We start from the raw sequence: 22,058 nt of genomic DNA, 5'->3' as shown, positions 1-22,058 counted from the left end.
ACGGGGGCAATACCACCATGAGCAGACCCTTGAAGTTCCTGGCGCGTGAGCAGGCATTGATCATGGAGTTGAAGGACAGACTTCACGGCGCCCGGACCCTGGAAGCCATCTATGAGGCCCTCGGGACCACCCTGGCCCGGCTCTGCGAAGCGGATCACATCGCGATTGGCTGCGTCAATCCGGATGGCTCGGCGGGTTTGCAGTGGAAGACGGAGACGGTCCACCCCCTGCTGAAGGACTACAGCGAATGGGCCCAGAACGATTTCGTGTTTCAGGCCACCGTGGTCCAGCCGAACGTCGTGCTCAATGACACCCAGATGCTCCAGGGCCGGTCGCTGGAGGAGATGGAGACCTTCCAGCGCAGCCAGAGCGTGGGACTGAACCTGCGGCGCGTGATGGCGTCCCTGCTCTTCGAGGCACAGGGATTGAAAGGAAGCATCGCGATGTATCGCGAGGCCTCCCGAGCCTTCTCGCTCCGGGCCCAGTGGCTCCTCCAGCAACTCGTGCCCTACATCGCCAAGGCGATGGCCACGGTCCAGGAGCTGTATGCCTACCGCTTCGAGAACGACCTCCTGAAGGTCATCTCCCTGGAGCCGAATCCCTCCCTGGTCCTGAACGTCCTGGGGCGCAAGGTCGTGGAGTCGGGCACGGCCATTCCCCTGGTGGCGAAGTGGTTCTCCGCCCATGAACTCCACGACGGCGTTCCCCAGGAATGGACGCGGCGGGTGCGGGAGCTGTCGCGCTTCGATGAGTCGACGGATCCCTCGCTGCAGGCCCTGGTGATGGAGCGGAACGGGGAGCGGCTGGAGGTGTCGTTCACGGCGTCCACGCTGCTGTGGGCCGGGCGCATGTTGTGGCAGGTGCGGATGAAGGAGCACTCCCACTGGCTGCGGCCGGAGTGGCACCGGCTGCTCACCGAGCGGGAACTCGAGGTGGCGGACGGGCTGTTCGAGGGAGCGTCCAACAAGGAGATCGCTGGGACTGGCTCCGTGGAGACGGTGAAGGTCCACGTGAAGTCCATCTTCGCGAAGACGGGCACCCATTCCCGAGGGGAGTTCGTCTCGAAGGGCCGGCGCTCATAGCGCGCGGTCGAAGAACTCGCGCAGGTGCTGTGCGTAGCCCTGGGGGTCCTTCTGGGCGTACTCCCCGTGGGCCGCTTCCGGCACCTCCCACAGCTCCTTGGGCTCGCAGGCCGCGCGGTAGAGGCTGGCTCCCAGCTTCTGGGGCCCGTCCGGGTCGCTGCCTCCGTTGATGAGCAGCAGCGGCCTTCCCTCCAACCGGCACATCCCGTCCAGCGGCCGTACCGCTTCCACGTCGATGCCCGCCCGGCGCAGCCCCCACAGCACGGCCCAGGTGCTCGCGCCGTAGTGCGAGCCCATGTCCCCCGCGAGGTCCGGGAACGCGCCCGCCACCGCCACCGCCTTCACGCGCGGATCCTCCTGCGCCACCAGCAGGGCCGTCGTCCCTCCCATGGAGAAGCCGAACAGGCCCACCCTTCCGGGTGTCACGTCCGGCCGGGCGCGGACGAAGGACAGCGCCGCCCTCACGTCCTCGCGCTCGCTGTCGCCCCAGCCAATCGTGTCGCCGTCACTCTCGCCCTGGCCGTGCAGGTCGAACAGCAGCACGCCGTGTCCGGACTTCGCCAGCACCCCCGCCTCGAAGAGGAGCTGCGTGCGGTTCGCCGCGAAGCCGTGCACCAGCACCACCGCCGTGCCGTCGCGCGACGGCAGATACCACCCGCGCAGCACCTGCCCCGCGGCCTGGAACGACACGTCCTCCAGCCCCGTCAGTGCTTCCGGTCCGGACGGGCGCACCACCGGGATGCGCGATGGATGCACCAGCGACGCCGCCGTGCGCAGGCCCCGCACCGCCGTGAGCGCTCCGAATCCCGCCGCTCCCAGGACGAGCAGCAGCGCGAGGACGCGGAACCACCGGACGCCAGGTTTCTTCGAGGACACAGGTCAGCTCCGGGCCGGCTCCGCGTTGCGCCAGCGCTCCACGACGTTTCGCACGGCGGCCCCCCACTCGGGGTACTCGAAGGTGAAGCCCGCTTCCAGCAGGCGCCCGGGCACCACGCGGCGGCTCTTCAACAGCAGCTCCGTGTCCGTGCGCATGAAGAACGCGCCCACCTCCAGCATCCACTTCATCGCCGGCAGCCCCACGCCCACGTGCGCCGCCTCGCGCAGCTTCGCCATCATCTCCCGCTGGGGCAGGGGATTCGGGGCCGCCAGGTTCACGGGGCCCTCCAGGTCCTCGCGCTCCAGCAGCAGCTGCACCGCGCGCACGAAGTCCTGGTCGTGGATCCACGACACGTACTGCTGGCCGCTTCCCGCCGTGCCGCCCAGGCCCCGGCGCGTCAGCCCCAGGAGCACGTCGAAGATGCCCTCGCGGTCCGGGCCCATCACCATCGCGGTGCGCAGCGCCACCTTGCGCGTGCGCGGCGTGTTCGCCTCCGCCAGCGTGCGCTCCCACGCCTTGGCGATGTCGATGCTGCGCTTCCAGTAAGCGGGCACCCCCGGCTCATCCCCACCGATGAGGCCCGTGGCCTCGTCGTTGGGCGCGTCCAGCCGGTGCGCGTACAGCGTCGCGGTGCTCATCTGCAGCCACACCCGCGGCGGCTTCGCGGCCTGCGCGATGGCCTCTCCCACCACCCGCGTGGAGTCCACCCGCGAGTCCATCATCTGGCGCAGGTTCTCCTCCGAATAGCGGCAGTTCACGCTGCGCCCCGCCAGGTTGATGACCGCGTCGGCGCCGTCCACCTCCTTCGCCCAGTCCCCCAACGTGCGCCCATCCCAGGACACCGTGCGCGCCACGCCCCGGCCGCCCCGGCTCACGAGCACCACGTCGTCACCCCGCGCGAGAAAGGCCCGCGCCAGCAGTGCGCCCACCTGCCCCGTGCCACCTGGAATCACGATCTTCACCGTCCACCCCCTGCCGCGTGACGGGCCTGCTCCGCCGGGCCCCGTGTACTTCCAGGCATAGCGCGCCCACCCCGGAGTCCGCCGGAGACCGTGCCCACAGGCCCCGGGCGGCCCTGGTACCGGCGATGAGCCCCGCTTTCGGGGCGGAAAGGGCCTCCGTGCCAACCCATTTCCGGGGATGTCACGGGTTGGGGCGGAAAAACCAACCGGACCGGAGGGAAAATGCGGGGGGGCACGCAACCGGGGCCGCCGGTGGGCGAGAATCGGTCATCCCCCCACCTCGAATCCGAGGGCCGTCATGATCATCTCGTCCCGCCCGCTCACCGCGCCCCGCACCACGTCGGCCTCCAGCTTCGAGACTGCCGCTCCGAAGAAGGCCCCGTTCAAGCAGGCGGCGCCGGTGGACGACTTCACGCCGGCCGGTCCGGACCCGCGCTACGACGGGATGAAGGACAAGATCCTCATCAAGGCGCTGCACGACGCGGTCTCCAAGCACAAGGACCTGGGCTACAACGGCGCGCGCAAGGTCATCTTCACCACGCTCGACAACCATGACGGCTTCGTCAAGTGCGTCTACACGGGCAAGGAAGTGAAGACGGACAAGATTCCCAGCAGCAACGTGATGAACACCGAGCACACCTGGCCCCAGTCCAAGGGCGCCACGGGCGCGGCGAAGGCGGACCTGCACCACCTGTTCCCCACCGACAGCAAGGCCAACTCCATCCGGGGCAACTACCCGTTCGGAACGGTGAAGAACGTGAAGTGGACGGAGAACGGCGCCAAGTTCGGCACCGACGAGAAGGGCCGCACCGTCTTCGAGCCGCCCGATGCGCACAAGGGCAACGTCGCTCGCGCGCTGTTCTACTTCTCCACCGTGTACAACAAGCCCATTCCGCCCGACGAGGAGTCCGTCCTCAAGCAGTGGAACACGCTGGACAAGGTCGACGCCGCGGAAGTGAAGCGCAACGACGGCATCGAGGCCGTCCAGCAGAACCGCAACCCCTTCGTGGACGACCCGACGTTGTCGGAGCGCATCGCGGACTTCTAGAGTCCGCCGCATGCCTCTTCCCGTCGCGCCCTTGTGGGCGCTCGTTCCCAGTCGTCCCGGCGTGCCCCTCCTGAAGGTGGGAGGCACGCCCCAGGCGCCCGGTCCGCTGGACTGGCCCGTCTGCGAGATGTGCGGCAAGCCGCTGCGCTTCCTCTTCCAGCTTCCGCACGTCGAAGGCCGGCTGGACCTGGCGCCGTACGCGTCGGTCCACGTCTTCCAGTGCGAGAACCCCGACTCCGTCTGCTTCCGCTGGGACCCCGAGGAGGGCGCCAACGCCGCGGTGCCGGTGACGGCTGGCGCGCCTTCCGTGAGTGAGCCCCCGGAGGGCGTGAAGCCCTATGTGGAGTGGACGCTCGACTTCGAGCCCGCCACCGAGGACACCGAGGCCCTGTCGGTGGACGTCAACGAGGCCAGCGACGAACAGCTCGCCGCATTGGACCGTGCGCAGGAACAGGCGCCGGAGAGCAAGGTGGGCGGCGTGCCCGGCTGGCTCAACGGCGAGGCGACGCCCGAGTGCTGTGACGCGCCCATGCGCTTCGTCGCGCAGCTCGCCGCGATGCCGTACGGCCTGGAGTTCGGCGACAACGGCCGGGGCTACGTCTTCCGGTGCACCCGCGAGGACTGCGTGCGGCCCTTCCGCTTCCTCACCCAGGGCGCCTGAGCAGGCCGCCCGGGCGGGCAGGCCTCATCGCTGCATCGCGGTCAGCAGCTTCTGCGCATCCTCGGCGCTGAGCTTCCCCGCCTCCACCAGGTCCAACACGCGGCGCATCTCCGCCGCGGGGATGCCTCCGGACTGCGAGGGCGTCTGGGGGGGCTCTGCCCGGTGGTGCCGGGGTCCGTGGTGGTGGCCGTGGTGCGACCAGGGCGGCGCGCCCCAGGAGTTCGCCCAGGCGTGGGCCCACTGGTTGGCGTGGCGTTCGGCGCGGCGCTGCCAGCGCTCCGCCTGGCGCTGCCAGCGCAGCGAGTCCTCATCCCACGAGGACGCCTCGCGCCCTTCCTCTTCGTGGCGCGCACGGCCTGACTCGCGCAGGCGCACCGAGCCCAGCTCCGTCTCCATGATCAGCGTCGTGGCGGCCTGGGGATTGGTGGGGTAGCGCGTGTGCGCCGAGCCTAGCGACGAGCGGGCCACGACGTTCAGGTCCAGTCCCGGCACCAGCCGCAGCTCCACCGCGCCCACCTGCGTTCCGATTCGGTGCTCGCCCACGTCCAGCGCGTCCACGTCCAGCTTCACCGCGCCCGCCTGCGCGTGGATGTGCAGCGTGCCGCCCACGCGCTCACCGACGATGCGGCCGGCGCCCGTGCGCAGGTTGAGCTTGCCGTGCACGTCGCGCAGGCTCGCCGTGCCGGCGTCCGTGGACAGCTCCAGCTCGCAGTCCTTCAGCCCGGAGACGCGCACCGCGCCCGCGTCCAGTTGGAGCCGGGCGTGCACGTTGGCCGGCACGAACAGCTCCGCGTGTCCGCCCTGGCGCCAGAACAACGACAGGAAGCCCGCCTCGCGCGGCACCAGCTCCACCTTCGTCACCCGCCCGTGCTCGCGGATGCGCGCCTCCACCCGGCCGTGCGTGACGAGGTAGGGCTTCTCTCCCTCCGCCAGCGGCGACACGACGAGCGCGGCGGCCGTCGCGTGCAGCTCCAATTCCGCCTGCTGTCCCCAGGGGATCGCGTGGCGCTGGGCGCCGTCGCGTGATGAAGCGGAAGCGTCGGAGGACGGCGTCTCTTCGGAGTCCATCATGGGCATTACTCCCGTGCCTTCTTGAGGCGTTGGGCGGCCTCATCCGCATCGATGAGCCCGGCCGCGAGGTCATCGAGAATCTGGGCCCGGCGCGGTGAGGCGCGCTCGCGGGCTGGGGGCGGAGACGGGGGCGCGGGCGGTGCGCCCGGCGTGTTGCCCAGGGCCTCCACCACGTCGTCCAGCCGCGCCACCACCGTCGGATAGGAGAGGCCCAGGGCCTGCTCCACGTCCTTGATCTTCCCCCGGCAGCCGATGAACACCCGCACGAAGGCGAGCTGCTCTGGCGACAGCTGCTGCACCCACCCCGTCGTGAAGCGCCCCTCCACCGCGGACTCGCACCCCTCGCAGCGCACCCGTTCGATGACGGTGCCACCCCCACAGACGGGACAGCGGGTCGGGACGGGCCAGGCGGGCTTGGAGGTCGGCATGGGGTGCGCTGGGGTTCAGAAAATCAATTTGTGGATTGAGAATATTGATTTCTACGGGCTTGGCAAGGGGAGGAGTTCATTTCCCGGGAAGACGGACACCTCCGAGCCGGTGGCCACGAAGGCGGAGTGGGGTGGGCCTCGGAGGCACTCGGAGAAGGCGGGGCCGTAGAAGCGGGCCACGTCGCAGTCGAAGGCCGTCTCCTGGGCGCGCCAGACGGTCCAGCGCGGGTGCTCCACGCGGTACTCCGCGCAGCCTCCGTCGCGCTGGGCGGTGTAGCCCCAGTAGTGCTCGGTGATGAACTCCTCCTGCGAGCCGGGCGTGCTCTCCACCGGGCTGCCCTGCGTCCGGGCCGACAGCTGGTGCCAGCGGCCGTGGGACTTCCAGGCGTACTCGACGTGTCCGGGCGCGCCCGTGTCGGCGCCGTCCATGTTCACGGCGTGGCGCATGGGGAGCGCGACGTAGGGCTCGTTGTAGAGGACGCGCGCCACGGTAGCGATGGCGAGCTTGGGGACGATCTCCTGCACGAACACCACGCCGCGCCGCCAGCCCTCGGGGCCCAGGCGGCGCACGTAGAAGCGCAGGTTCACCTCGTCGAAGTCGCGGTGGAACGGCACCGCGAGGCCTCGCACGCGCGTGTCGAGGAAGCGGAAGCCGACCATGCTCGCGAACGTGTGGCCCTGCCACGCGTCAAGTTCGGTTCCACGGGGCACGAGGGGCCGCAGCACCGCCGGGTCCACCTCGTAGTTGAGCATCAGCAGGTACCGCCACGTCGCCGTCAGGAAGGGGCGCATGGCGAAGGTGTAGCGCGCCCACGTCGCGCAGGGCTCGCGTGGACCCCGGCTTCCCCCTGTCCGTGGCTTCTGTCGGGCAGAAGCCCGGACCTAATGGGTGACGGGACTGAGCCGCCGCTCCCTGTCCGCGAGCCGCCGCTCCAGCCGTTCGCGCCATCTCAGCGCGGGCCGCTCCACCCCGTGATGCAGCATCAGTGACGCGAGCAGCACCGCCACGGCCCCGCCGACCAGCGTGACGACGTGGAACGTGCCCAGGCCGTGGGGCTCCAGGGTCACGCGCACCAGGTGCTGCACGGACTTGTGCGTGAGGTAGACGGTGAAGCTCAACACCGCGAAGGTCCGCACGCCCGGGATGCGCGCGCAGACGCGCGAGACGGCGGGCCCGGCCATCGACACCAGCAGCGCCGCGTACCCGAGCGACACCAGCGGGAAGGCCAGCACGGCGTAGGAGAGCTCCCGGTTGTATTGCTGGTTCACGTACGCCGCGCCCCCCAAGCACAAGAGCCCGAACCCCGGCAGCAGCACGCCGGGCCTTCGCGTCCAGCGCTCCCACATCGCGGGTCGGTAGACGCGCAGGGCCGCGAGCAGCACGCCGCACAGCAGTCCGTCGAGCCGCGCGTACGTCGGGTAGTAGAGGAACGTGTCGTAGTCGCGCCAGGCCATGTCGTCGGGGCCCAGCTTCCCGAACAGGTGCAGCCACAGCCCGCCGCGCAGGAGCATCCCGGCCAGCATCACGGCCACCGCGCCCGCGAGCACATACGGCGCCCGGGCACGGCCTCGCAGCGCGAGCAGGGTGAGGGGCAGCACCAGGTAGAAGTGCTCCTCCACGCACAGCGACCACGCATGGGAGAAGCCGCCGATGTGCAGGCCGAAGTTCTGCGTGAAGGTGAGGAAGCGCCACGCGGGCGTCACGAAGGGGCGCTCACTCCAGGCGGGCACCCACAGGTACAGGCCCAGCACGACGAGGAACGGCGGCAGGATGCGCAGCGAACGTCGCAGGTAGAAGCGCCGCAGCGACGGTGTCTCGCCCTTCGCCAGCGGCTCCAGGAACTGCGCGCCGATGAGGAAGCCGCTGAGCACGAAGAACAGCTCCACGCCTGTCCAACCGAAGTTGGCGATCATCCGGTAGGTCTCATGACCTTCGGGACGCGGGTGGTGGAAGAGGACCACGAGGACGATGGCCAGGCCCCGGAGCAGGTCCAGGCCGGCGAGGTGACGCGATTCGGGCGTGTTCAGGGGAGCGGCTTTCGGCGGAAGGGCGCGGGCCCGATGCTAGCAAGGCCCCTGGGGAATGCAGCCGCTTCCGCTCACCGCTGGCGCAGGGCCCGGTGCACCGTGCGCACCGAGTCCGCGTCGGGCCAGAAGCCCCGTCCGGCGTACTTGAGCAACCGCTGGGCGGTGATGCCCGGGCGGACCATCTTCACCACCCGGACCCGGCGTTGAAAGAGGTCCACCCAGGCGTGCGGGCCGGCGTGGAGCAGCCGGCCATCCAGCAGGAACTGGCAGATGCTCAGGTCGGTGAACGCCAGTTGGTGGCGGATGGGGTCGCCTCGCCCGGCGAAGAGGGCGGGGATGTGGACGAGCTGGAGCAGGTGGCCCTCCGGCGAGTGCAGCTCCAGCGCGTACATCTCCCGGCCGTCGGGAAACCGCCGCAGTCGCAACCGCTCCTGGAGCGCGCCTTCTTCGAAGACGGCCCCCGCGCAAGGGGCATGGTCGTCACGCCCACGGAGCCGGTCCATCAGCCAGGGCCCCCACTGCGTGGCCCCCTGCCGCCGGCAAGGTGTGTAGCCGGTGGCCAGCATTCGTCGCGCGGTCCGCTCCAGCGCTTCGAGCGATGCGCAGAACAGGTCGTAGTCACCCGTGTCCCCACCGTCGCGCATCTCCCCGGTGAGCCACCGCAGGATGCGGCCTCCCAACAGCCACGTGTCGTCGCCCAGCAGGTCCAGGTGCGGCAGCTCCGGCAGGGCCAGGATGCGCTGGACCTCCCGGAACGGGACCGGCGCCCGGTCCTCCAGGGCCGCCGGGTCGGTGGTGGAGGCCGCGCCCAGCAGGGTTCGCAGGGCCGCGTCCTCCGTGCGAGTGAAGCGTCGGGACATGGCGTGGCTACCCGTCCCTTCCGTCCGACTTCGGCGGGGCGGCGAGCAGCGTCCGCAGGCGTTCCGCCAGCGCGTCCACGTGGGGCGGACGGACGAGGGTGAAGTGGTCTCCCGGCACGGTGTGCACCGTCACCCCACCGTGTGCGAGCGCGCCCCAGCCGAGGTCCGCCGGAGCCTCCGGGCCCTGCTCGGCCCGGAGCAGGACCAGCGCTCCGTCATAGGGCCCGGGGACGTAGGACCTCGTGGCGCCCTGGTTCACCAGGAAGCGGTGCCACAGCTCGCGCAGCTCCTCGCAGGCGACCTCTTCCAGGCCCATGCCGATGCCCAACTCGGGCGGCCCTTCCAGCACCAGGCGCAGCTCCACCGGATCCACCAGCCCCAGCACCTCCGCTGCTCGGGGATGCACTTCCGCCAGCCGTGACAGGTGATCCGCGAACTCCAGCACCCGCTGGCCCACGGCTTCGTCCGGGGTGAGGACCTGCTCGGAAGCCGGCTCCTCGCCCATCGCGTCGATGACGACGAGCACCTCCACCGCTTCGCCTCGGGCACGGAGCTGGCGCGCCATCTCGTACGCCACGCGTCCGCCCATGGACCAACCGCCCAGGCGGTAGGGACCCGCGGGCTGCACGTCGCGCACGGCCTCCAGGTAGCGCGTGGCCATGGCCTCCACCGTCGTGCCCGCGCCATCCTTCGGCACCTGCAATCCGTAGAAGGGCTGGGTGGGATCCATGCGCCGCGCCAGCTCCAGGTAGCCCAGCACGCTGCCTCCCACCGGATGCACGCAGAAGAAGGGCGTGCGCTCGCCTCCCTTGCGCAGCATCACCAGCGGCGAGTCCGAGGACGTCCCCGCGTCGATGCGCGCGGCCAGTCCCTCCAGCGTCGGCGCCTCGAAGAGGTCGATGACCGCGAGCCTCGCGCTGAACAGCGTCGCCGCCCGGGCCACCACCTGCGTGGCCAGCAGCGAGTGGCCACCCAGGTCGAAGAAGCTGTCGTGCACGCCGACCCTGGGCGTACCCAGCAGCTCCTTCCACAGCGCCGCCAGCCGCTGTTCGGTGGGCGTGCGGGGCTCGACGTGTCCGGTGTCCTCGTTGGAGCGAGACGGTTCGGGCAGGGCCTTGCGATCCACCTTGCCGTTGGACGTGCGGGGCAGGGCGTCCAGCACCATGAACGTCGCGGGCACCATGTAGTCCGGCAGCCGCGCCGCAAGGTGCGCGCGCAACACGGACTCCTCCAGCGCCTTCTCGAAGCGGCCCACCGCGTAGGCGATGAGCTGCCGGCCCTGGGACGCGTCGTCGCGCGCCACCACCACGCACTCGCTCACGCCCGGGTGCCTTGAGAGCACGGCCTCCACTTCACCCAGCTCCACGCGGTAGCCGCGAATCTTGAGCTGGTGGTCCACGCGGCCCAGGAACTCGATGCGGCCGTCCTGAAGCCAGCGCACCCGGTCCCCCGTCCGGTACATGCGGGCGCCGGGCTTCGTCGCGAAGCCGTCCGGTACGAAGCGCTCCGCCGTCAGGTCCGGTCGGCCCAGGTAGCCCCGGCCCACGCTCTCGCCGCCGATGAACAACTCGCCCGGCACGCCCGTGGGCACCGGCTGCCCGTACGCATCCAGCACGTACACGCGCACGTTGCCCAGCGGCCGGCCCAGCGGCACCGACCGCGTTCCCGGCGTGCGCACGCCGCGCTCCACCCGCTGCGCGAGCACGCCCACCGTCGTCTCCGTGGGGCCGTAGTGGTTGAACACCTCGCAGTCGGGGGCCAGCGCGTGGACCCGCTCCACCAGCGTCCACGACACCGTGTCGCCGCCCAGCACCAGCCTGCGACGCGGCAGCAGCCGCTCCGCATCCTGTCCCGCGAGCAGCGCTTCCAGGTGCGTGGGGACGATCTTCAGGCCCTGCACCTCATGCGCCCGGCCGTATGCCACGAGCCTTCCCGCGTCCGACGCCGTGTCCCGGTCCACCAGGTGCACCGCGCCGCCCGCGCACAGCGTGGGGAACACCGCCGTGTGGCCCAGGTCCGCCGCCAGCGTGGACACCGTCGCGAACGACATGCCCTGGGGCAGCTCCAGCCGGTCGCTGACGCCCGCCACGTAGCAGGCGAGCTGACGGTGTTCGATGACCACGCCCTTGGGCTGACCGGTGCTCCCCGACGTGTAGATGACGTAGGCCGCGTTGCCCGGCAGGACGCCCGTGTCGGGGGCACCTTCCGGCTGTGCGTCCAGCAGTCCGTCGTCCGCGTCCAGGCTCACCAGCAGCTCACCCTGCGAAGGCAGCTCGTCCGCCAGCGCTTCCTCCGTGACGATGAGCTGGACGCCCGCGCCCTTCAGCATGTGGCGCATGCGCTCCGGCGCACTGGCCGCCCCCGCATCCAACGGTACGTAGGCCCCGCCCGCCTTGAGGATGCCCAACAGGCCCACGAGCGCGTGCGCCTTGCGCTCCACGAACAGGCCCACCCGTGTCTCCGGCGCGACGCCGTACTGCTGGAGCAGGTGCGCGAGCTGGTTCGCCCGCCGCTCCAGCGCCGCGTAGGTGAGCGTTCCATCCGGGGCCACCACCGCCAGCGCTTCCGGCGTCCGCGCCGCCTGTTCGGCGATGAGGGCGTGGATGCAGCGCTCCGCGTACGGGAGCGCGGTGTCGTTGAACGTCCCGAGCAGCCGCTGACGCTCCGGCTCCGGCAGCAGTGGGAAGTCCGACAGGCGCAGCGCTCCGGCGTGCGCGACGATGCTCGCGAGCACCGCGTGGAAGCGCTCCGCCATGTGCTCGATGGTAGCCTCGTCGAAGAGGTCCCGGTCGTAGCTCCAGGCGCACACCAGACCTTCGGGCGTGGGCGTCACGGACAGCGTGATGTCCAGCTTCGCGGCGGCGGTGTTCACGCCTTCCACGCTCAGGGTCAGCCCGGGCAATTCCAGCGCCGTCTGCGGCGTGTTCTGGAGGATGAGCTTCACCTGGAACAGCGGCGCGTGCGAACGGCTGCGCTCCGGGTTCATGGCGCGCACCACCTCCTCGAAGGGGAGGTCCTGGTGCGCGAAGGCGCCCAGGGACACGCGCCGCGTCTGCTCCAGCAGCTCCAGGAAGGTGGGGTTGCCTTCCATCCGCAGCCGCACCACGAGCTGGTTGATGAAGAAGCCGATGAGGCCCTCGGTCTCCTTCGTGTCGCGGTTGGCCACGTCGGTGCCCACCACCACATCCGGCTGTCCGCTGTAGCGGTGCAGCAGGCCCTGGAAGGCCGCCATCACCGCCATGAAGAGCGTGGCCCGTCCTCGCTGGGCCAGCGCCTCCAGCCCGTTCGAAATGGCCGGCTCCGTCGTCCGCGCCACCAGGCCGCCCCGGTGGGCGCGCACCGCGGGGCGGGGGCGGTCCAACGGCAGCTCCAGCACGGCCGGGGCTCCCGCCAACTGGTTGCGCCAGTAGTCCAGTTGCTTCTCTAGCAGGTCGCCTCGCAGCCACTGGCGCTGCCAGACCGCGTAGTCCGCGTACTGGATGGCCAGGGGCACAAGCGGCGAGGGCCGGCCCTGCTGGTGGGCGACGTACAGCGCGCTCACCTCCTGCACCAGCACGTCCATGGACCAGCCGTCCGACGCGATGTGGTGCATCGTCAGCAGCACCCGCCATGCGTCCTCCCGCAGGCGCAGGAGTCGGGCCCGCAGCAGCGGTCCCTTCGCCAGGTCGAAGGGCTTCAGCGCCTCTTCCACCTCCAGGCGATGGGCGTCGGCATCCCGCGCGTCCTCGGGCAGCGCTCGCAGGTCCACCTCTTCGAGCGGCAGCGCGAGGTCGGGCAGGACGACCTGCGACGGTCCTTCGGGGCCATCCCGGAAGACGGTGCGCAGGGATTCGTGCCGACGCACCACTTCCTGGAAGCAGTGCTCCAGCGCGCGCACGTCCAGCGCTCCCTCCACGCGCAGGGCGACGGGGATGTTGAACGTGGACGTGCCCGGTTCGAGCTGATCCAGGAACCACAGCCGCTGCTGGGCGAACGACAGCGGCATGCGCTCATCGCGCGGCGCGGGGCGCAGCGGAGGGGCCTGGAGCGCGGCTCCGTCCCGCATCAGGGCTTCCACGCGCAGGGACTGCTCCTCCAGCGTGCGGGCCTCGAAGAGGGCCTGGAGCGGCAGCTCCACCTGGAAGGCCGTGCGGATGCGTGACAGCAACTGCGTCGCGAGCAGCGAGTGTCCGCCGCGCGAGAAGAAGTCGTCCGTCGCGCCCACCGCGTCCTGCTTGAGCACTTCGCGCCAGAGCGCGGCGAGGCGGGTCTCCGTGTCCGTGCGCGGGGCGACGAGGGCCGTGTCGGCGCGCTGGGCTTCGGGCGCGGGGAGGGCGCGTCGGTCCAGCTTGCCGCTGGCCGTGCGGGGGAGTACCTCCAGCGCGACGAAGACCGCCGGCACCAGGGCTTCGGGCAGGGTGCGCCGCAGGAAGGTGCGCAGCGCTTCAGCTTCCACCCGGGGCATGGTGCGCGACACGACGTAGGCCACCAGCGCGGGGCCGTGGGCTTCATCGTCGCGGACCACGACCGCGGCTTCGCGCACGCCGGGGTGCAGGACGAGCGCGGCTTCGACTTCGCCGGGCTCGACGCGCAGGCCGCGCAGCTTCACCTGGGTGTCGAGCCGGCCGAGGAACTGGAGGCGTCCGTCCGACAGCCAGCGGGCCCGGTCTCCGGAGCGGTACAGCCGGGCGCCGGGCTCGGTGGCGAAGGGGTGGGGGATGAAGCGTTCGGCGGTGAGGTCGGGACGGCCCAGGTAGCCGTGCGCCAGGGGCACGCCGCCCAGGTGCAGCTCTCCCGGAACGCCGACGGGCACCGGCCGCAGCGAGGCGTCCAGCACGTACGTCTCCGCGTTCGCCACCGGCCGGCCGATGGGCACCGTCGCGCCGGACTCCTCGCCGGTGACGGAGGACCAGGTGGCGTCGATGGTCGTCTCGGTGGGGCCGTAGGCGTTGACGAGCCGGACCGTGGGCAGCAGCGAGCGCAGCCGCGTGGCCAGGTCCGGCGTCAGCGCTTCACCGCCGCAGAAGAGCAGGCGCAGGTCCGCAGCCTTCGCGAAGGCCGGCTCCGCCGCCAGGAAGCGCAGCACGGAGGGCACGGCCTGGAGGACGGTGATGCGCTGCTTCGACAGCGTGTCCGCGAGGAGCGCGACGTCGCGCTGGGCCTCGGGCGGCGCGAGCACGAGCGTGGCGCCGGACAACAGCGTGGAGAAGACCTCCGCGGCGGAGGCGTCGAAGCCAAGGGCTGCGAGCTGGAGCTGCCGGTCGTCGGCGCCCAGCGCGAAGGTGGTACCCATCCACGTCGCATGGTTCGCCAGCGAGCGGTGGGAGATCAGCGCGCCCTTCGGCTGCCCCGTGCTGCCGGACGTGTAGAGGACGTAGGCGGGCAGCTCCGGGGTCACGTCGGGGAGCAGGGCTTCCGCGAGCGGGGACTCCAGCGCGGCTTCGACTTCGACGACCGGTCCCGTGAAGGCGGGCAGGCGGTCGCGCAGCCGCGTCTCCGTGAGGAGCACCGTGACGCCCGCGTCCTCCAACTGGAAGGCGAGCCGCTCCGACGGTGCGGACGGGTCCAGCGGCACGTAGGTCGCGCCGGCCTTGAGTGCACCGAGCAGGGACACGGGCAGCGCGTGCGAGCGCTCCAGGAACAGCGCCACCCGCGCGCCGGTGGGCAGGCCGAGCGTCCGCAGCCGACGGGCGAGGACGTCGGCGCGTGCATCCAGCTCCCGGTAGGTGACGGTGGCGCCGTCATGCTCCACGGCCACCGCGTCGGGCGTCGCCCGGGCCTGGGCCTCGAACAGCGCATGGACGGGCGTGTCGCGCGGGAAGTCGGCGCGCGCGCGGGTCCATGCACCCAACACCTGCTGTCGCTCCGCCTCCGTGAGCAGGGGCAGGTCGGACAGCCGCCGCTCCGGGTGGGCCGCCGCGTCCTCCAGCAGCACGCGCAGGTGTCCGATGAGGCGTTCGATGGTGCTCCGGTCGTAGAGGTCGGTGCGGTACTCCACCGCCCCCTCCATGCCCTCGGGCTTCTCCGTGAGCGTGAGGGAGAGGTCGAACATCGCGGCGCCGGATTCCACCGGGTGCGGTTCGATGCGCATGCCGGGCAGTGACAGCTCCGCTGTCGGCGTGTTGAGCATCACCAGCGACACCTGGAAGAACGGCGTGCCTTCGACCTGGCGCTTCGGCTGGAGGACCTCCACCAACTTCTCGAAGGGCACGTCCTGGTGGTCGTAGGCATCCAGCGTGACGCGCTTCACCCGGCCCAGCAGATCGCGGAAGGTGGGGTTGCCGTCCAGCCGCGTGCGCAGCACCAGCGTGTTGACGAAGAAGCCGATGAGCCCTTCGGTCTCCTCGCGCGTGCGGCCCGCGATGGGTGCTCCGATGCTGACGTCGTCCTGATCCGCCCAGCGGGAGAGCACCGCCTGGAAGCCCGCGAGCAGGCCCATGAACAGCGTCGCCCCTTCGCGCTGGCAGAGCACTGTCAGGTCCTGCGCCAGCTTCTTGGGGAACATCAGGTGGAAGCTCGCGCCCGGCTGCTGGGAGCCCGCGACGCGGGGGCGGTCCGTGGGCAGCTCCAGCGCCGAGGGGGCTCCCGCGAGCTGGTGACGCCAGTAATCGATTTGTGCCTTGAGCACGTCCCCCTGGAGCCATTCGCGCTGCCAGACGGCGTAGTCCGCGTACTGGATGGGCAGCGACGGCAGCGCCAGCGGCTGACCGGAGAGGGTGGCCGCGTAGCGCGTGACCATCTCCCGGATGAGGATGGCGATGGACCAGCCGTCGGAGACGATGTGGTGCATCGTCACGAGCAGCAGGTTCTCCACGTCCGTCAACCGCAGGAGCCGCGCCCGCAGCAGCGGTCCCTTCGCCAGGTCGAAGGGCCGGCGCGCTTCGTCCTCCGCGAGGCGACGGGCGGTCTCCTCGCGGTCGCGCACGGGCAGCTTCCGCAGGTCCTCCACCGCCAGCGGGAAGGACGCCTTCGGGGCGATGACCTGGACGGGCGTGCCCGCGTGGGTGGTGAAGGTGGTGCGCAGGGATTCGTGGCGGCGCACCAGCTCCGTGAAGGCGCGCTCCAGGGCCGCCGCGTCCATCGCGCCATGCAGCCGCAGCGCGACCGGCATGTTGTAGACGGGGAGACCCGGCTGGTACTGGTCCAGGAACCACAGCCGCTGCTGCGCGAACGACAGCGGCAGGTTCCCCTGTCGCGGCACGGGACGCAGCGGAGGCGCCTGGAGCCGGACGGCGCGGGCCAGCGCAGCGTCCAGCATCGCGGCCTGGGCCTCCAGCGTGCGCGCCTCGAAGAGCTCCTGGAGTCGGGGCTCCACCGCGAACGTGGCGCGGATGCGTGACAGCAACTGCGTCGCGAGCAACGAGTGTCCGCCGCGATCGAAGAAGTCGTCCTTCGCGCTCGTGCCCTTCGTTCCCAGCAGCTCGTTCCACAGCGTGGCGAGCCGGGCCTCGGTGTCCGTGCGCGGCTGGACGAAGTCGCCCTCCGTGCCCTGGACCTCCGGTGCGGGCAGCGCGCGGCGGTCCACCTTGCCGTTGCGCGTGACGGGCAGCGAGGCCCGCATGACGATGGCGGAAGGCACCAGGTATCCGGGCAGCCGCTCCCGCAGCCAGACCTTCAGGGCCGCGACATCCAGCAGCGGCGGGGCTCCCGCGTGCGACGGGGTCGCCGTGGCGCGAGGCACCACGTAGGCCACCAGCGCGCGTCCTCCCGGCATGTCGTCGCGCGCGAGGACCACCGCTTCGCGCACCGACGCATGGCCCAGGAGCACGGCCTCGATTTCACCCGGCTCCACGCGGAAGCCACGCAGCTTCACCTGCGTGTCGCGGCGGCCCAGGAACTGGAGCGTGCCGTCCGCCTTCCAACGCACTTGATCGCCGGAGCGGTACATCCGCGCTCCCGGCACGTCGCTGAACGCATCCGGCAGGAACCGCTCGGCGGTGAGCCCGGCCTGCTGGAGGTAGCCCCAGGCCAGTCCGTCACCGGCCACGTACAGCTCCCCGGGGATTCCCGGCGGCACGGGCCGCAGGTGCGCGTCGAGCACGTACACGCGGGTGTTCGCGAGGGGCCGGCCGATGGACACCGGCGACTCCACCGCGTTCGCGTCGGTCATCACGTGGCAGGTGGTGAAGGTGGTGCCCTCGGTGGGGCCGTAGCCGTTCACCAGCCGGCCCGCGCGGGCCACGTGTTCGCGCACGCGCACCGGGTTCAACACATCGCCTCCGGCGAGCACCTGGCGCACGCGGGCCAGGGCCTCCGGCTGCGTGGCGGCCATCTGCTCGAAGAGCGCGGACGTCAGCCACAGCGTGGTGACGTGGTGCGCTTCCAGCGTGCGGCCCAGCTCCTCCAATGAAGTCGCCTTCGGATCCGCCAGGACCAGCCGGCCTCCGTGCAGCAGGCAGCCCCACAGCTCGAAGGTGGAGGCGTCGAAGGCCAGCGGGGCCAGTTGGAGGAAGACCTCGTCCGGTCCGAACCGGGCGAAGTCCGTGCCCACCACCAACCGGACGATGGCCCGGTGCGGGACGCAGACGCCCTTGGGCCGGCCCGTGGTGCCGGACGTGTAGAGGACGTACGCGAGCGCGTCTCCGCCCTGTGTGGCATTCGGCGCCGTATCCGGCTCCGCGTCCAGGCGTGCCGCTTCCGTGTCGAGCAACAGGACCCGGGGTGCGTTGGCGGGCAGGTGCTGCTTCATCGCCTCCGAGGTGAGGACGCGCACCGCGCCGGTGTCCTCCAGGAAGAAGGACTGCCGCTCCAGAGGCGCTTCGGGGTCGAGCGGGACGTAGGCCGCGCCCGCCTTGAGGATGCCGAGCACCGCCACCGGCAGTTCCAGCGAACGTGCGAGGCACAGCGCCACCTTCGCGCCCGGCTTCACGCCGCCCTTGCGCAGGTGCCACGCGAGCTGGTTCGCGCGGCGGTCCAGCGCCGCGTAGGTGAGCGTCTGGCCCTGGAACTCCACGGCCACCGCGTCCGGTGTGCGCGCGGCCTGGGCTTCGAACAACGCATGCACGGCCGTGTCACGCGGGTACGGCACGGTGGTGGCGTTCCACTCCACCAGCACGCGGTGCCGTTCAGCGTCGGAGAGCAGCGACAGCGTGGACAGGCGCCGCGTGGGCTGTGCCACCGCCGCTTCCAGCAGCAGGCGCAGGTGGTCCATCAGGCGGGTGACGGTCGCCACGTCGTAGAGGTCCGTCCGGTACTCCAGCGCGCCTTGCAGGCCGGAGGACGTTTCGGACAGGGTGAGCGACAGGTCGAAGCGGGACGTGCCGCTCTCCGTGTACACCCGGTGGAAGGTGACGCCTGGGAACGCGATGGCCGTCGTGGGCGTGTTCTGGAGCGAGAGCGCCACCTGGAACAACGGCGGCACGCCGCGCAGCCGGGGCGGCTGGAGGACCTCCACCAGCTTCTCGAAGGGGACGTCCTGGTGCGCGTAGGCGCCAAGCGTGACGTCCTTCACCCGGCCCAGCAGCTCGCGGAAGGAGGGGTCGCCGTCCAGCTTCGTGCGCATCACCAGCGTGTTGATGAAGAAGCCGATGATGCCCTCGGTCTCCGCCTGCGTGCGGCCCGCGATGGGCGCGCCCACGATGACGTCGTCCTGGCCCGCGTGTCGCGCGAGCACGGCCTGGAGGCCCGCGAGCAGGCCCATGAACAGCGTGGCCCCTTCGCGCTGGCACAGCGCCGCCAGGTCCTTCGTCAGCTTCGGGGACAGCTCCACCTTCAGCGAGGTCCCGGGCTGGTTCGGCTCCGCGGTGCGCGGGCGGTCCGTGGGCAGCTCGGAGGTCGGCGGTGCGTCCTCCAACTGGCCGCGCCAGTACGCGAGCTGTTCGTCCAGGACCTCGCCCTGGAGGCCGTCGTGCTGCCACGTGGCGTAGTCCGCGTACTGGAGGGGCAGCTCCGGCAGGGGCGACGGCTTGCCGGCGACGAAGGCTTCGTAGAGCGCCCCCAGCTCCCGGATGAGGATGGACATGGACCAGCCGTCGGAGACGATGTGGTGCATCGTCATGAGCAGCAGGTGCTCCCGCTCCGCGAGGCGCAGGAGTCCTGCGCGCAGCAGCGGTCCCTGCGCCAGGTCGAACGGGGCCCGGGCCTCTTCATTCGCCCGGCGCTGGACTTCTTCCTCCCGAAGGCCCGGCTCCAGCGCGCGCAGGTCGTCCACCTTCAGCGGGAACGTCGTGGCGGCGCTGATGATCTGCACGGGCCGGCCGTCGCGGGCGCGGAAGGTGGTGCGCAGGGACTGGTGCCGACGCACCAGCTCCGTGAAGGCCCGCTGGAGGGCCTCCGCGTTCAGCGCGCCTTCCACCCGCAGCGCGGCGGGCATGTTGTAGAGCGGCAGGTTCGGCTGGAGTTGATCCAGGAACCACAGCCGCTGCTGCGCGAAGGACACCGGCGCTTCGATGGCGCGCGGCGCGATGGTCGCGGCCATGCCCTTGCGCGCCGTCGTGGCCAGTCGTCCCTGGAGCCGCTGGGCCAGTCCCTCCACGGTGGGGGACTCGAACAGCTCGCGCAGCGGGACCTCCAGCCGCAGGGCGGTGCGCAGGCGCGACGCCACCTGCGTGGCCAGCAGCGAGTGGCCTCCCAGCGCGAAGAAGTTGTCCGTCACGCCCAGGCGCGGCACGCCGAGCACCTGCGCGAACACGTCCGCCAGCGTCTGCTCCAGCGGCGTTCGGGGCGCGATGAAGGGCGCTTCGCCGCGCAGGCTGTCCGCGTCCGGCGCGGGCAGCATGCGGCGGGCGAGCTTGCCGCTGGGCGTGAGCGGCAGGGCCTCCAGCCGCAGCAGCGCGGAGGGCACCAGGTACTCCGGCAGTCGGTTCGCGAGCTGCCGGCGCAGGGCCTCCGGATCCCAGGCCGCGTCGGCCGGGAGGACCACGTAGCCCACGAGTCGCTTGTCTCCGGCCACGTCCTCGCGCACCACCGCGGCCGCGTCGCGCACGCCGGGCAGGCTTCGCAGGACGGCCTCCACCTCGCCGGGTTCCACGCGGAAGCCACGCACCTTGGCCTGCTGGTCGATGCGGCCCAGGAAGTCGAGCGTTCCGTCCGTCCGCCAGCGCGCGCGGTCGCCCGTGCGGTACAGCCTCGCGCCCGGGACGGGGGAGAACGCATCCGGCACCAGCTTCTCCGCCGTCAGCTCCGGGCGGCCGTGGTAGCCGGCCGTCACCTGGATGCCGGCGATGAGCAGCTCGCCCTGCACGCCCACGGGGCAGGGCTGGCCGCTCGCGTCCACGACGTAGAGCTGGGTGTCCGGCAGCGGGGCGCCGATGGAGGGCAGCCGCTCCCAGGTGGAAGGCGCACCTTGCAGCCGGTGCGCGCTGACGACGTGGCTCTCCGTGGGGCCGTATTGGTTCTCCAGTACGCAGTCCGGCAGGCGCTCGAAGAAGGACACCAGCGCGGGCGTCACCTGCAACTGCTCACCGGCCGTCACCACTTCCCGCAGGCGCTCCGGTAGCGGGGCTCCGTGCGCCACGGCATCCGCGAGCGACTGGAGCGCGACGAAGGGCAGGAAGAGCCGCTCCACGCCCTCGGTCGCCATGAGGCGCAGGAGCGCGGGCATGTCCCGGCGCACTCCCGCCGTGGGCACCACCAGCGTGCCGCCCGCGCTCCAGGTGGACAGCATCTCCTGGAAGGAGACGTCGAAGCTCAGCGACGCGAACTGCAACGTCGTGGCGTTCGCCTTCACCGAGCGCTGGCACTGCCAGTCCAGCATGTGCGACAGCGCGCGGTGCGACAGCTCCACGCCCTTGGGCCGCCCGGTGCTGCCCGACGTGTAGATGAGGTAGCAGGCCGACTCCAGCGGCACGTCCACGTGGGGCGCGTGCGTGGGCTGCGACGACACCGCGTCCAGCAGCAGCACCGCGACGTCCGGGCTCCTGGGCAGCGTGGCTTCCAGCGCCGCCTGGGTCAGCACCGCGCGGATCCCGGCGTCCTCGCGCATCAGCGCCAGCCGTTCGGCTGGATAGGTGGGATCGAGCGGCACGTAGGCCGCGCCTGCCTTGAGGATGCCGAGCACGCCCGTCGCCATCTCCAGCGAGCGTTCCACGCACAGCCCTACGCGGTCCCCGGTGCGCACGCCCAGCTCGCGCAAGTCGTGGGCGACCTGATTGGCCTGTCGCTCCAGTTGGGCATACGTGAGGTGCTGGCCTTCGAACTTCACCGCAACGGCCTCCGGCGTGCGCGCGGCCTGGGCCTCGACGCGGCCGTGGACCGTGGTCGTCACGGGCAGGGCGGGACGGGTGTTCCAGTCCACCAACACCTGCTGCCGCTCCGTCTGGGACAGGAGCGACAGCGTGGACAGGCGCTGCTCGGGCCGGGCCACCGCGTCCTTGAGGAGCGCGTGCAGGTGCGTGACCAGCCGCTCGGCCGTGGCCGCTTCGTACAGGTCGGTGCGGTACTCCAGCGCGCCACGGACGCCCTGGGGTGACTCGCTCAGCGTGAAGGTGAAGTCGAACTTCGCGGTGCCGCTGTCCAGCTCCAGCAGCTGCATCTGGAGGCCCGGCACGGTCAGTTCCGCCGAAGGCGTGTTGAGCATCACCAGCGCCACCTGGAAGAACGGCGTGCGCTCCGGCATGCGCGGCGGCTGAAGCGCTTCCACCAGCTTCTCGAAGGGCACGTCCTGGTGCGCGAACGCACCGAGCGTGACGTCCTTCACCCGGCCCAGCAGTTCGCGGAAGGTGGGGTCGCCGTCCAGCTTCGTGCGCATCACCAGCGTGTTGACGAAGAAGCCGACCAGTCCCTCCATCTCCGACTGCGTGCGGCCCGCGACAGGCGCGCCCACGCAGATGTCGTCCTGGCCCGAGTAGCGCGACAGGAGCGTCTGGAGGCCCGCGAGCAGGCCCATGAACAGCGTGGCGCCTTCACGCTGGCAGAGCGAGCGCAGCGACTGCACCAGCTCCAGCGGCAGCTCCACCTCCAGCCACGTGCCCGGGTTGCGGGTGTCCGCGGTGCGCGGGTGGTCCGTGGGCAGGTCCAGCGCGGGAGGCGCGTCCTCCAACTGCTTGCGCCAGTAGTCGACCTGCGCCTCCAGCACGTCCCCGCGCAGCCACTCGCGCTGCCAGGCGGAGTAGTCCGCGTACT

Annotated in this window: 11 protein-coding genes (1 of these 11 cut by a window edge); 3 read left to right on the top strand and 8 right to left on the bottom strand. The window is 71.3% G+C overall.

The features are described 5' to 3' along the window. Positions 1 to 17: 17 nt before the first annotated feature. Positions 18 to 1,082 carry a helix-turn-helix transcriptional regulator gene (locus tag D7X74_RS43615; protein ID WP_199732712.1) on the top strand — a complete coding sequence of 355 codons (1,065 nt, stop codon included), beginning with the start codon at positions 18 to 20 and terminating at the stop codon, positions 1,080 to 1,082. On the opposite strand, the gene D7X74_RS06825 is transcribed toward D7X74_RS43615, so the two are convergent. Continuing rightward, positions 1,077 to 1,958 (bottom strand): alpha/beta hydrolase, encoded by an 882-nt coding sequence (locus D7X74_RS06825; protein WP_120532108.1) that lies wholly within the window; start codon positions 1,956 to 1,958, stop codon positions 1,077 to 1,079. The two genes, D7X74_RS43615 and D7X74_RS06825, sit on opposite strands and share 6 nt — an antisense overlap. 3 nt (positions 1,959 to 1,961) lie before the next feature. Next, positions 1,962 to 2,921 carry a TIGR01777 family oxidoreductase gene (locus tag D7X74_RS06820; RefSeq protein WP_120532107.1) on the bottom strand — a complete coding sequence of 320 codons (960 nt, stop codon included), beginning with the start codon at positions 2,919 to 2,921 and terminating at the stop codon, positions 1,962 to 1,964. A 298-nt stretch (positions 2,922 to 3,219) separates the two neighbouring features. On the opposite strand from D7X74_RS06820, the gene D7X74_RS06815 reads away from it, so the two are divergent. Both D7X74_RS06815 and D7X74_RS06810 read left to right on the top strand, forming a co-directional pair. Further along, entirely contained in the window at positions 3,220 to 3,969 is a 750-nt protein-coding gene (locus tag D7X74_RS06815) for an endonuclease I family protein (protein WP_120532106.1), read from the top strand. Positions 3,970 to 3,979: 10 nt separating this feature from the next. Further along, entirely contained in the window at positions 3,980 to 4,630 is a 651-nt protein-coding gene (locus D7X74_RS06810; protein WP_120532105.1) for a hypothetical protein, read from the top strand. A 24-nt stretch (positions 4,631 to 4,654) separates the two neighbouring features. Here the strand turns inward: D7X74_RS06810 and D7X74_RS06805 are convergent, their stop codons facing one another. The 6 genes from D7X74_RS06805 to D7X74_RS06780 all read right to left on the bottom strand — a co-directional run. After that, on the bottom strand, positions 4,655 to 5,701 hold the full coding sequence (locus D7X74_RS06805; protein WP_147444240.1) for a hypothetical protein: 1,047 nt from the start codon (positions 5,699 to 5,701) through the stop codon (positions 4,655 to 4,657). A 5-nt stretch (positions 5,702 to 5,706) separates the two neighbouring features. After that, positions 5,707 to 6,129 carry a DUF2089 domain-containing protein gene (locus tag D7X74_RS06800; RefSeq protein WP_120532103.1) on the bottom strand — a complete coding sequence of 141 codons (423 nt, stop codon included), beginning with the start codon at positions 6,127 to 6,129 and terminating at the stop codon, positions 5,707 to 5,709. A 51-nt stretch (positions 6,130 to 6,180) separates the two neighbouring features. After that, positions 6,181 to 6,921 (bottom strand): YqjF family protein, encoded by a 741-nt coding sequence (locus D7X74_RS06795; RefSeq protein WP_120532102.1) that lies wholly within the window; start codon positions 6,919 to 6,921, stop codon positions 6,181 to 6,183. Between the two features lie 90 nt (positions 6,922 to 7,011). After that, positions 7,012 to 8,118 (bottom strand): acyltransferase, encoded by a 1,107-nt coding sequence (locus D7X74_RS06790; RefSeq protein WP_120532101.1) that lies wholly within the window; start codon positions 8,116 to 8,118, stop codon positions 7,012 to 7,014. Positions 8,119 to 8,228: 110 nt separating this feature from the next. Then, positions 8,229 to 9,017 (bottom strand): hypothetical protein, encoded by a 789-nt coding sequence (locus D7X74_RS06785; RefSeq protein ID WP_120532100.1) that lies wholly within the window; start codon positions 9,015 to 9,017, stop codon positions 8,229 to 8,231. A gap of 7 nt (positions 9,018 to 9,024) precedes the next feature. Next, positions 9,025 to 22,058, bottom strand: the end of a protein-coding gene (locus D7X74_RS06780) for a non-ribosomal peptide synthase/polyketide synthase (RefSeq protein WP_120532099.1). Its footprint extends 16,168 nt past the window's final position; the window shows 13,034 of its 29,202 coding nt (coding positions 16,169-29,202); the start codon falls outside the window, past its right edge — the gene reads right to left on this strand; its stop codon occupies positions 9,025 to 9,027.

The organism is Corallococcus sp. CA047B (assembly GCF_003612065.1).
Lineage (GTDB): Bacteria > Myxococcota > Myxococcia > Myxococcales > Myxococcaceae > Corallococcus > Corallococcus praedator.
The sequence above is the reverse complement of the archived record's forward strand: the minus strand, read 5'-3'. Positions and strand labels throughout refer to the sequence as shown.